The organism is Candidatus Poribacteria bacterium, assembly GCA_021295755.1.
Classification (GTDB): domain Bacteria; phylum Poribacteria; class WGA-4E; order WGA-4E; family PCPOR2b; genus PCPOR2b.
In genome coordinates this window covers 20,734-32,693 of record JAGWBT010000053.1, presented here as the reverse complement: position 1 = coordinate 32,693, position 11,960 = coordinate 20,734, and the positions used below count along the sequence as shown (strand labels likewise).

Annotated in this window: 10 protein-coding genes; 2 read left to right on the top strand and 8 right to left on the bottom strand. The window is 49.1% G+C overall.

Annotated elements, in window-relative coordinates:
• The coding region (locus J4G02_09630; protein ID MCE2394831.1) for a hypothetical protein at positions 1-1,796 on the top strand (1,796 nt) is incomplete at its 5' end.
• A gap of 54 nt (positions 1,797-1,850) precedes the next feature.
• Positions 1,851-2,969: a Gfo/Idh/MocA family oxidoreductase gene (locus J4G02_09625; protein MCE2394830.1), complete on the top strand. Its 1,119-nt coding sequence runs from the start codon at positions 1,851-1,853 to the stop codon at positions 2,967-2,969.
• Positions 2,970-3,224: 255 nt separating this feature from the next.
• Here J4G02_09625 and J4G02_09620 read toward each other — a convergent pair whose 3' ends face one another.
• The 8 genes from J4G02_09620 to J4G02_09585 all read right to left on the bottom strand — a co-directional run bounded on the left by J4G02_09620 (position 3,225) and on the right by J4G02_09585 (position 11,952).
• Positions 3,225-4,127 carry a Gfo/Idh/MocA family oxidoreductase gene (locus tag J4G02_09620; protein ID MCE2394829.1) on the bottom strand — a complete coding sequence of 301 codons (903 nt, stop codon included), beginning with the start codon at positions 4,125-4,127 and terminating at the stop codon, positions 3,225-3,227.
• 204 nt (positions 4,128-4,331) lie between these two features.
• The gene (lpxD, locus tag J4G02_09615; GenBank protein MCE2394828.1) at positions 4,332-5,396 is read right to left on the bottom strand and encodes a UDP-3-O-(3-hydroxymyristoyl)glucosamine N-acyltransferase; all 1,065 of its coding nucleotides are present in this window, start codon (positions 5,394-5,396) and stop codon (positions 4,332-4,334) included.
• Between the two features lie 70 nt (positions 5,397-5,466).
• Entirely contained in the window at positions 5,467-6,078 is a 612-nt protein-coding gene (locus tag J4G02_09610; protein ID MCE2394827.1) for an OmpH family outer membrane protein, read from the bottom strand.
• Between the two features lie 71 nt (positions 6,079-6,149).
• Positions 6,150-8,498 carry an outer membrane protein assembly factor BamA gene (bamA, locus tag J4G02_09605; protein ID MCE2394826.1) on the bottom strand — a complete coding sequence of 783 codons (2,349 nt, stop codon included), beginning with the start codon at positions 8,496-8,498 and terminating at the stop codon, positions 6,150-6,152.
• A 56-nt stretch (positions 8,499-8,554) separates the two neighbouring features.
• Positions 8,555-9,430, bottom strand: a complete 876-nt coding sequence (gene ilvE, locus J4G02_09600) for a branched-chain-amino-acid transaminase (protein ID MCE2394825.1) — start codon at positions 9,428-9,430, stop codon at positions 8,555-8,557.
• A gap of 76 nt (positions 9,431-9,506) precedes the next feature.
• A complete protein-coding gene (lolD, locus tag J4G02_09595; protein MCE2394824.1) occupies positions 9,507-10,187 on the bottom strand; it encodes a lipoprotein-releasing ABC transporter ATP-binding protein LolD in 681 nt (226 codons plus the stop codon).
• Complete coding sequence (locus tag J4G02_09590; protein ID MCE2394823.1) at positions 10,180-11,646, bottom strand: ABC transporter permease; 1,467 nt, start codon at positions 11,644-11,646, stop codon at positions 10,180-10,182. Before J4G02_09590 ends, lolD begins: the two co-directional genes overlap by 8 nt.
• Before the next feature lie 12 nt (positions 11,647-11,658).
• Entirely contained in the window at positions 11,659-11,952 is a 294-nt protein-coding gene (locus J4G02_09585; GenBank protein MCE2394822.1) for a type II toxin-antitoxin system PemK/MazF family toxin, read from the bottom strand.
• Positions 11,953-11,960: the final 8 nt, after the last annotated feature.

Genomic DNA, 11,960 nt, shown 5'->3' with positions numbered 1-11,960 from the left:
CGTTTTCGCCTGATGGTGCATACATCGCAGTAGCAAGTAACATCGGCGTTTGGCTTTACGATGCGAAGACAGGTCGTGAACTGGCGCTACTCGCCACGGACTCCCATTGGGCACACGCTGTGGTGTTCTCGCCCGATGGCACGAAGCTCGCCGGGGCAGATGGAGATACGATCCAACTGTGGGATTTTGCAACACGGACAAATATTGCCACGCTTGATGGGCATACAGGATTGATCTGGTCTGTGGTGTTCTCGCCTGATGGTACAAAACTCGCTTCGGTGTCAATCGACAAAACCGTCAAATTGTGGGAAGTTGAGACAGGAAAAAATATTAACACACTCACAGGGCATGTGGAATTACCAAGATCTGTGGCATTCTCACCTGATGGTACGAAACTCGCTTCGGGATCTATAGATAAAACCATCAAACTGTGGGAGGTTGAGACAGGAAAAAATATCACCACACTTACGGGACATACAGACAGAGTCGAATCTATAGCATTTTCACCTGATGGTACAAAACTCGCTTCAGGGTCAGCAGATACAACCGTCGGGTTGTGGGATGTTAAGACAGGAAAAAATATCAGAACGTCCGGAGGTACAGATAATCCCTCCGCTGGGGAGCAGATGCTTCAGATTTTTGCTCGTCGTGCTTTCAAATCTGTACAACATAGATCTCGAGTCACCTCTGTAGCGTTTTCGCCCGATGGCACGACACTCGCCTCGGGAGATACGGATGGAATGGTCAAACTATGGGACGTTTCGTCAGGAGAAAATATGAACACATTCCACGGGCCTCGAGGATTGTCCACCTCTGTGGCATTCTCCCCTGATGGTACGAAACTCGCTTCCTCCATTTCAGGAGGGTATGGAACGGTTGAAATATGGGAGGTTTCGACAGGAAAGAATATCAATACGATTGCAGGGCATCTAGATGGAGTCAATTCTATAGCGTTTTCGCCCGATGGTGCCAAACTCGCTACAGGTTTATCTGTGTCACAAGGTGTCAAATTATGGGAGATAGAGACGGGAAAACAGGTTGTCACGTTCTCAGAAAAAATGGGAGCGGTTATGTCTGTGGCATTTTCACCCGATGGCGCGACACTAGCTTCCACTCCGGGGGCGGTCGGAAGGATCAAGTTATGGGATATTGAGACGGGCAGAAATATCGCCACACTCCAAGGATCTAGGGGTTGGGTTTGGTCTGTGGTGTTTTCGCCCGATGGGACGAGACTTGCCTCGGGATCGGACGACAAGAATATCAGGCTGTGGGATGTTAAGACAGGAGAAAATACCGCCACGCTCCGAGGGCATACGAATGGGGTTTACTCTATGGTATTTTCCCCCGACGGTACGAGGTTCGCCTCAGGATCGAAGGACAAAACCGTTAAGTTGTGGAATGCTGAGACGGAAAAAAATATTGCTACATTTGAGGGGCATACAGACGAGGTTAGGTCTGTAGCGTTCTCACCCGATGGGACGAGACTTGCCTCAGGATCGAAAGACAGAACTGTTAAATTGTGGGATGTTGAGACGGGCACAGATGTTGATACACTTGAGGGGCATAGGGATTGGGTTTGGTCTGTGGCGTTCTCCCCCGACGGCACAAAGCTCGCATCGGGGTCGGATAACACGGTTGAGTTGTGGGATGTAGAGACGGGCAGCCATCTCGACACATTTCAAGGAGATGGACGCGCCTTGATGTCTGTGGCATTTTCGCCCGACGGCACAAAACTCGTCTCTGGGTCATCGACTGGACCGATCCTAGTGTGGGAGATGTCAGATTTCATCGAGTAATGAATTGATGGCGCTCTCATTCAGTTCATTGAAAACAGAAAGGAAGGCATATCAATGACATTACGCGCTGGGATTGTTGGCTGCGGTGGAATCAGCCGGAGCCATGCAACTGCATACGCAAATCTGAAAGATGTGGAGCTTGTCGCCTTGTGCGACATTCAGCCCACGGCACTCAATGCACGAGCGGACGAGTATGCCGTATCCAATCGTTACACCGACTTCCAAGAGATGTTTGAGAAGGAAACGTTGGATGTCGTCAGTGTTTGCACCCATGCACCACTACACGCGCCGGTTGCGATTGCTGCTGCGGAGGCTGGTATAAATGTCTTGAGCGAGAAACCGCTTTCTACCGACCTGGAAACCGCTGATCGGATGGTCGCGGCTTGTAAAGGAGCAGGGGTGCGGCTTGCGGTGAGTCATCAATATCGATTTACGCCGCTATTTCGTCATGCAAAGGAGTGGATTGAATCGGGGCGGATTGGCGACTTTCGTTCTATCCGTGAGGTGGGAAAGGGACGCGAAGCAGGATTTGAGCTGATGGAGATGGGTGTTCACTACTTTGATGAGATGGATTTTTTCATGGACGGCATTGCGTGGGTTCATGCACAGGCTACCTATCGAAGACACCCAGTTGGGGTTGACGACATCATGCACAGCAACGAGTTATGCAAGACGGATCGGCGCGATAACGGAATGGTGGCAGGGGACACAATGATGATTCATCTCGGTGGGAAAAAAGGTGCGAGCGGTTTGATTGAGCTTTATTGTCGTGATCCGCTACAGGGCTGGATGATGGGACCTCACATTTTAGGGAGTGAAGGGCAACTGATGATTAAGCCGAATCCCCAGACTGGGGTAGATGAAATGTGGCATTGTCCCTTCGATGTTTCATTTGCTGCGCACACGCCCCAATGGAAACGCGTGTTGCTACCCGAAGAGGTCTTTGTAATTGACGGTCGATCGTGGTCGAGTAGGCATTCGATCTGGAGTGTGCGGGACATGGTGGACGCGATCCGCAAGGATCGGCAGCCGGAGCTCGGTGGTTCTCAAGTGCTGACTTCCCTAGAATGTGTCAGTGCCGTCTATGAATCCCATTTTACGGAGGCGAGAGCGTACCTGCCGTTGGAGGACCGTCGTCATCCGCTCATCAAGCGGTTGAACGGGGGATCTTAAGCGAAAGTCAAGACGGGAGCGTGACTGATTGTTATTCACGCAGGTTGCTAGGTCGCCTGTAGGTCGAGTTTCTATACTCGACGATTACTACATACGCGTATCAACCCCATGCTACACCTGTGGCTCCGCTGGAGCTATAGGTCGATTCGCGCACGGATTACGGCATACAGAGTATGCCTACTACTATTGACTCGCGGTAATATTAACTCATTGCCGCTTTTTCCACATCAGCCAACCACACTCGCTCGCCGTTGTTTAACGCTGACCGATGGACTGCGCCCTCGAATAACAGTTCGTTCCATGCAGCTTCCCCATCTGCATGGCTTTGATTACGCCGTCAGCCATGCGGGGGAAGGATGTCTGATAACTGTTCTCATCCTCGTTTTCCCAAAGTTCTTCATCTTCAGAGGTATTGGCTTCGCGTCGTCGATACCACCCCTCTAAACCACGGGCTTCGGCGTAACGCTCGTCGCCAACAATCATGACGCGCAGCGGATGGTCGTCGTAGCCCCACAGGTTGCTCCCAGCGAGCGAACCGATCACACCGTTTGCCCACTGCATCTGAATCATACGCTGCCAACCGCCCTCTTCGCTTGGATCGCCCATAACACTCACCCATTCGGGCCGTCCCATGCTCCAGAGAATTTGATCAATCACGTGCGACCAGCAGTTGAAATGCGCCCGAGCACGCACCATCCGTATTTCACCCAATCGCCCTTCTACTACATCATCGTGAAGTTTTCGGAAGTGGGTCATGAAACGGTAGTTGAAGTCGATACCGAATTTCAGACCTGAATCGCGCCACTCAGAGATTGCCGCGGCTGCGATGGGGAGGTCATCCTCTCGGACGCGGAATTGACCCTCCAAACCGCAGAGGGGTTTCTCGGTGAACACATTCTGACCTGCTGCGAGCAGCTGCCGCAAAGGCGGAATTCGTCGGGTTTCATTGACGATCATCAGCATCAGGTCCACGTCGCAGTTGGCAAGTAATTCTTCGATGTTTGAATATCCAGGGACACCAAACTGTTCTGTGGCTGCGGCGAGCAGTTCGGGGTCCATGTCGCAGACAGCGACAACTTCGGCGTCGGGATGGCTGTGGAAGTTTCCGCCGTGCATCAAGCCCATACCTCTACCACTGATGAGTGCACATTTTATCATAGTTCGATTCCTTTCTGCTTCAGATTAAAGATATACAGCACTTTTTGATAGCGTTCTTCCTGTATTTCTTAGGTGAGGATTGACCCTCGTTGAAGGATAACGATGGGGAGGTGGGAAATCCGCAGACTTGTTGGACATGGCGTGATATGGAATCGTATTGGTGTGGGGTAGGAGCCCCACCAACAGAACCCCTACGTTAGAACGCTACGAGTCATCCGATTGGTCGTCGTTTGCGTTAAGTTGCGCTTCTAGTTGGGTGACACGCTCTTGTAGCCGCGAAAACGCTTGCAGCATTTCTGGCATTCGGCGCAGGGAGGCTTGGATACGCAGTTGCTGCGCGTGGTTTTCTGCTGGGAAACCGGATACGTAACTTCCTGCGGGGAGATCTTTGGTCACCGCTGATTTGGCAAAAACGGTACTATCTGCCCCAATGGTGATATGTCCAACGGCTCCAGAGTGCCCCGCCATCGTCACACGGTCTTTCAATTCGGCACTTCCCGCGATGCCGGTCTGGGCGGCGATGCAGCAATCTTCGCCAATCACCACATTATGCGCAATCTGTATGAGGTTATCGAGTTTTGTGCCTCGTTTGATAATTGTTGCACCGTTGGTCATTGTGGCGCGGTCAACCGTTGTGTTTGCACCAATTTCCACATCATCTTCGATGATCACCGTGCCGATTTGTGGTATTTTATGGTGCCGATCGCTCACCGAAGCGAACCCGAATCCGTCGCTGCCGATAACGACGCCGCAGTGAAGGATAACCCGATTCCCAATCTCGACATCCTCACGAATTGTTACATTGGGATAAATGAGGGTTTCATTGCCAATTTTTGTGTCATCGCCGATATACACAAAGGGACTGATAATCGTCCCATCGCCGATTTGGACGTTATCGCCAATATAGGTGTAAGCTTGAATGGAAACCATTTCGCCGATCTGGACATTGTCGCCAATAATTGCGGTCTCATGAACCCCGTATGTTGTTTTCCGTTTGCGCCATGCAAACAGCTCCAGGACTTTGACAAAGGCAAAGTACGGATTGTCAACGCGAATAAGCGGTTTGCCGTTGTAGGGGATGTCCTGACCAACGATAATCGCAGAAGCCTGTGTGCGTTCTATTTCGCGCAGGTACTTTGAGTTGGCGACAAACGTGAGCTCATGCTCTCTCGCCTCTTTAATCCCGGAGACGCCGATAATCTCGATCTCGCCGTCCCCTAATAACTCCCCGTCGATTAATTCGCTAATCTCTTTGAGTGTTTTTACCATAATTGCTTGAGGGTAGGCTGCCCTGTGGCTTCAACCGGTTTTCTCTAGCGTTGGAGCTAGTGGGCAATCATTAGTTATTCTTTTCCCCTTCCTTTCCTGTCTCCGTTTCAGGGGGAGTCGCCGATTGTTGAGCGTCCTTCGATTTTTCTTTTTCGGATGCGTCGTTTAGCAGCTTGAGGACCCTCTCGGTCAGATCATACTTTGGATCGACATAAAGTGTCACCAGACGTTTTTCAAGGATAAGGCTATATCCTTCACTCTCACCTACTTGTCGAAGCAGACCTTCGATTTCCTGTGTTAGCGGTGCAAGCAATTCTTCGCGTTTGGCCATAATTGAATCTTGACCATTTTCCAATTCCCGCTGGAGCTCTTGCCTTTTGAGACCAATATCGGCTTCCAGCGCCTGAGTTTCAGGGGCGTCAAGAAACAGTTTCTGCTTCTCCAGTCGTTCCACCATCGTGTCGATTTGTTGCTGGATGTCTCTGAGTTGATTTGTCAACTTGTCTTGGGCATTCTTCAGAATCTCATTGGCTTCTTGAGCCTTTGCAAAATTTTCAAATACCCTTTGTGTGTCAACAACACCTAGTTTAAAGTTGTTTTCTGCCGCGGCACCCAAACCCAGACAAAGCGATCCGAATAGGATAACAGTGACTCCTAGGTAAAACTTCAAAAATTGATTCATAAAACCTCCGTGTGGTGGAGACCCCGACATGGGATCATCGCTATTTAAGAAATGCTAATACGTCATGTTTGCTAAAACCCCGGCCCAATCGTAAAGTGGAATTTTCCGCCTCTTCCTCCTTCAATTTCTCGATCAAACCCGTAGCCCCATTCAAGGCGTGCCAACATCCCCATCAGATCAAAGCGAACGCCGACCCCTGCGCCCTTCCTGAGTTTAAAATCGTTGAATACGTTTGTAATGCTCTCGTCCCATACCTGTCCTACATCGAAGAACGCGACGGCGGTCAACTGATTTGCAAACGGGATGCGATATTCCAAATTTGCATAAAGCACCTTGTTACCGCCATTAAAATTACGCGTGCCCGTATTCGCGTTTTTGGGAAAGATTTCAAAGTCCTCATAACCGCGAACTGTGTCGATTCCACCGAGTCGATAGCGCTCATAGTATAAGAGCCGCCAATCGGTACTTTCGCTATTGAGGTATGACGCCCGCGCATGGCCGGCTAGGACGTGGTTAAACCAACTTCTGAAGAACCAACTTGAGTCCGCAGAGTACCTCTGAAACTTATTGTCCGCACCGAAAAATCCACCTGCGTATTCATAAGAGATGCTGTTATGTGAGCCGGCTACAGGTTCATGCAGACTTCGCTGATAATCGCGTGTGTCTCTGGCGAGGCTGAAAGTTATACTCCGGGTGAGGCGATTTTCAATAGTCGTTACACCTGATCCGTGTGCATCGACCGTTTCATTTTTGAGACGAATTGATAGGTCTGTATTTTTGGATAGCGGCCGCCCAAAGGTCAGAGAACCACCGACACGTTTATAAGTGTATCGATCATAGCCTCTATCCCGAAAAATCGAACCGTAATATCGATGCGTGCGCTGGGTGTTGTATAAGCTAGTGCTGAAACGGGTGGGTGTCCCCATGATCCAAGGGGTGCTGAAACGCAGTTCGCCGGTATGCCGATCGCGCGCCCCTAGCTCACCTTTCAGGTGTATCCGATAGGCGCGTCCCCAGAGATTGTTTTCACCAACCTGCGCTACCCCAAAGATGCCACCTTCTGTGCCGTAACCTCCACCAAGACTGAGTAGACCGGTGCGCGGCGATTCTGTGATGGTGACAATCAGATCTCGGATAGCCTCTTGGGACTGACTCGGCACGAACTCAACGTTGCGAACAAACGATCCTAGCCGAAAGATTCGCTGCCGCGCTTTCCGTAGCGCCTGCACGTCGTAAAATTCTCCTGGTTTGATATCCAGTTGCTCCAACTCGCGTCGGATGACGTAGTCCTTTGTTTTTTCTAACCCGTTGACATGCACATCGCCAATGATGATGACATCGCCTTCGGTGACGTTTAGCGTTACATCCACGATACCGTTGACTTCATCAAAATTGGGAGATGCGTCCACTCGTGAGAGCAGGTATCCTTTGTTCTGGTATTCTCCCTCAATTTTCGCAAGTGTCTCTTCGAACTCTCCACGATTAAAAATTTCTCCTTCGGTCGGGCTCAGCATATCACGAATTTTTTCTTCGGAAAATGCGGGCTTTTCGGATTGCGTGAGGTTGACCTTATACTCCCCAACAATAAACTGGGGGCCTTCATCAACAGTGATGTCGAGCATCAGTTCTGTTTTATCATCGGAAAATCGCTTTTCGTGCTTAGTAATTCTTGCTTGGTTGAATCCCGCGTCTTGGTAGTATCGCGTTAGCGTGGTCAGATCTTCCTCGAAGAAATTCTCATCAAAATGCTTGCCTGTGCGGGTCTTCATCTGCTTGCTTAATGATTTTTGTGAGAGGTTAGCATTGCCGATGAAGTTAATTTCTTCGACTTTAATCCGCTGCCCTTCCGTAATTTCAAATGTTACGGCTATCGTGTTGGTTTCGGAATCAATATCCTTATGCGTTTGGACTTCTGCCAGATAGTAACCCGATTCTTTGTACTTTTTCATGACCTGCTGTTTACTTTCCCAGAGACGCTGATCATTGAAAAGCTCTCCCGATTTGAGACTAATTACCTCTTTTATTTTTTTGTATTTCAACTGCTCGTTGCCGATGATGTTGACGTTACCCTCGATTTTAGGGTTTGGGATGAGGTGATAAATGACCTTTAATCCGCCCGCTTCAGCAGGTTCGACATCAACGAGAATGTCCTCGAAAAAGCCGGTATCCTTATACAGGTTTTTGCTATCCTGTGACAGCTGGTAAGGAGAGATTTCCTCGTCAACACGGGTTTGTATGATACTTTTAATTAACCCCTCTGATTCCTCCATTATCCCTTGAAACTCGATCTCTTTTATCTGTAATGTCTCGTCAACTGTTTTTGTGGGCTTCGGTTCTTCTTCATCGGCAGCAGGGACTGTCGATAGCATAACGCACATCAACCCCGCTAATAAACCGATCCGCCAGCATATTGCTTTCATTGCTTTCCTCCTCCGTCTTATCGGTGGTATGAATTATCTGACGTTTACGATGAACCTTATTCGGGATAAATAAGAGTTCCTAATACATCCGTAACATGGTGAAATTCTTCGATCAGTTTCTGTGTAACGGTACCCGGATAGCCATTGCCAACGGTACGCTGATCTATTTTAACAACGGGGATGACTTCCGCAGCGGTTCCCGTCAGAAAACATTCTTCGGCAGTATACAGGTCGTGTCGGGTAAACACCTTTTCTTCAACAGTGATTCCCAGTTCGCGTGCCAAGTCAATGACGGTATTACGGGTGACTCCCTCCAAGATGCCTAGATGCGTGGGAGGTGTGACAATCACGTTATCTTTAATGAAAAAGATATTGTCTCCACTACATTCGACAACATATCCCTCCGCATTCAGCATGAGCACTTCTTCGACGCCTGCCTGTTTGCCCTCTATCTTTGCCAAGATATTGTTGAGATAGTTCAGCGATTTGATACGGGGACTGATTGCTTCAGCGTAATTTCGGCGTACAGAGACTGTGACGATTTCTAACCCCTCTTCGTAAAAATTCGGGGGGTAGAGTGTAATTTTATCTGTGATGATAATAATGGTGGGTACGGGGCACTTGTCCGGATCTAAGCCGAGATCGCCAACACCGCGAGTCACTACCAGACGGATATAAGCATCATGAAGTTGATTCCGTCGGAGCGTTTCCAATACCGCTGCTTCCATGTGCTCAATGGAGATGGGGATATCGAGCATAATGGCTTTTGCCGAATCGTAGAGACGCTGTAGGTGCTCATCAAGCTTGAAGACACGTCCCTTGTAAGATCGGATGCCTTCAAAGACCCCGTCTCCGTAGAGTAGACCGTGATCAAAAACAGAAATCTTTGCTTCTTCTTGTGAAAGGTATTCCCCATCAATATAAACCAACATAGCATTTTCCTCGAATCTACGAATCGCTGAATCTGCGAATCGTGCATTACACATCACATATTTAGAAATCTAACCGTTAAATTGGGTCAAATACTTGACCATCCACGAGCTGAACTAACCGGTCCGCGCGCTGGGCGAGTGTCTGGTTGTGCGTCACGATGATAAATGTCTGGTTGAATTGGTCATTAAGCGTCCAGAGTAGATCGTGCACTGCCTCACTCGTTTTTTGGTCAAGATTGCCCGTTGGCTCATCCGCCAACACAACCTTTGGCTGATTGACTAAAGCTCGCGCTATGGCGACACGTTGCCGTTCACCGCCGGAAAGTTCAGATGGGCGATGCTCCAGTCGCTCCTCCAAGCCTACATAGTCGAGCAATTCTTTGGCTCGATCCTCGGCAACATCAGATTTTTGCTGGGCGATCAACCCCGGCATTGAAACGTTTTCAAGTGCCGTAAACTCTGGCAAAAGGTGATGAAACTGAAAAACGAAACCAATTTCTTCGTTGCGGAACCGATCCAACTCCTGATCGTTCAATGCGAAGATGTCCTCTCCTTCATAGAAGATTGTTCCCTCTGTTGGTCGATCCAATCCACCAAGCAGGTGAAGCAGCGTACTTTTCCCGACACCGGAGGCACCAACAATTGCTACAATCTCCGCCTTTTTGATCTCCAAATCGACTCCTTTGAGTACAGGAAGCTCTGTCAAGCCATCGTAGTAAGACTTATATAGGTCGACAACACGGATGAGGTTATTCATGTCGGAGTGCCTCAACGGGGTTAAGATAGGAGGCTTTCGACGCCGGATACAGTGCCGCGAGCCAGCAGGTTGCCATTGACAGGAGGTTCATAAAAACGACGAAAGTCCAACTAATTTTGACCGGCAATCGATTCAGTTGATAAACAACACTCAAATCGGTTCCGAATATATCATCAAGGTAAATCGGCTGCGCGATGAAATAGAGGGCAAGGCCGACTGCAATGCACCAGATTAAAAGAAATCCCGTTGAGCTGATAGGCAGCGGCAAGATGCGCCGAAATAGTTGCAGAACAACGGGAACTAACAGAATCAGAAGACCGTACCAGCGTGGAAACCTACCTACTTGGAACTCAAGCCGCCAACAGATGTATACACCGAGCATCGTACCCAAAATAGCCCCCAAGATACCGATAATCCCGCCTTGGAGGACGAAGATATTTCTGATTCCCTGTTTAGATGCTCCCATTGCCCTGAGAATGCCGATATCCTGTGTTTTTTCCATCACCATCATGATGAGTGTACTCGCGATATTGAACACCGCCACGAGTATAATTAGCGCGACGACAATCATAGTCACGATTTTCTCAAGCTCGAAGGCTTGAAAAAAATCCGAGCGCGATTCCATCCATGTCGTTGTTATCGGTCTTGCACTCAAACCTGGATCGAAACGGATCTCTTGTTTAATCTGATCACTGACCGTTGTTGCCATATCTGCATGAACGAGGCGAACCTCAATCAGGTTGATCTGATCCGGTTTTTGGTAGAGATTTTGGGCGGTATCTAAATCGATAAACCCAAATGCGTTATCATGGATATAAAGCCCCGACTGGTAAAGCCCGACAACCACGAAGTTACGCATCAAGGGCATAAAAGATCCAGGATTAGCGGGATTTGGCACCATCTTAGAGATAAGCCGAAGCACATCTCCCGGAACAACGCCGATTTTCCGGGCGACATGGTAGCCCAGAACAATACCGCCGGTGATTGTCTCCTTCCCAGCTAGACGTATTCGCGCTTCATCGATGAACCGCGATTGATTAAACGCGTCAAAATGCCTCACATAATCTGAGAACCCCGTGACGCGATTCTCTTGCTGCAAATCAATCCCTTTCACATAGATCGTGTCTTCGATTGATTCACTACCTTGGGGTTGAATGGCGAGCTGACTAATAATCAGGGGCGAAGCGGCGACGACCCCTTCAATTCCTTCGATTTGCCCAATCTTTTCCTGATAATCTCGAAAATAGTTCTGCACCGATCGGACGATTATATGGGCTTCGTTGGCGAGGAATTTCTCTCTCAGTCCATGCCTAAAGCCGTCCAAGGTTGAAATAACGATAATAACAGCGGCAATGCCGAGGGTAACCCCACCCACGGAAATAACACTGATAATCGAGATAAAGGCCTGTTTCCGCCGTGATTTCAGATAGCGGGATGCGATTAACCATTCATATTTCATAGAGCATAAAACTTACGTTAGTGCCAAGGCAAATGTAATTGCCTGTTCTACGGTTTGCATCTTCCCTGTGGTCAGTGTGCACATACGGGATTGGAGCAAACTCTTAGGAATAGTCAGCAGATTATCACAGTTCACAACGCAAGCGGTAGGCATTCCGTCTCTTTGATCAGGTGAGACTTCTACAGGGATGTGCCAGAGCGTGCGGGTAATCGGCGCAACAGTAAGAGCATCGCGCACCGTAATGGCACTATCGCGCGTGGTAATGAGTACAGGCGCCCAGCGGGTGGCGGTAAGTCTGCCCACCACACTCCCCT

Excerpts from the sequence above, each read along its gene's own strand:
- J4G02_09625 (MCE2394830.1), top strand. The coding sequence starts at position 1,851 with ATGACATTACGCGCTGGGATTGTTGGCTGCGGTGGAATCAGCCGGAGC.
- J4G02_09620 (MCE2394829.1), bottom strand. The coding sequence starts at position 4,127 with ATGATAAAATGTGCACTCATCAGTGGTAGAGGTATGGGCTTGATGCAC.
- lpxD (MCE2394828.1), bottom strand. The coding sequence starts at position 5,396 with ATGGTAAAAACACTCAAAGAGATTAGCGAATTAATCGACGGGGAGTTA.
- J4G02_09610 (MCE2394827.1), bottom strand. The coding sequence starts at position 6,078 with ATGAATCAATTTTTGAAGTTTTACCTAGGAGTCACTGTTATCCTATTC.
- bamA (MCE2394826.1), bottom strand. The coding sequence starts at position 8,498 with ATGAAAGCAATATGCTGGCGGATCGGTTTATTAGCGGGGTTGATGTGC.
- ilvE (MCE2394825.1), bottom strand. The coding sequence starts at position 9,430 with ATGTTGGTTTATATTGATGGGGAATACCTTTCACAAGAAGAAGCAAAG.
- lolD (MCE2394824.1), bottom strand. The coding sequence starts at position 10,187 with ATGAATAACCTCATCCGTGTTGTCGACCTATATAAGTCTTACTACGAT.
- J4G02_09590 (MCE2394823.1), bottom strand. The coding sequence starts at position 11,646 with ATGAAATATGAATGGTTAATCGCATCCCGCTATCTGAAATCACGGCGG.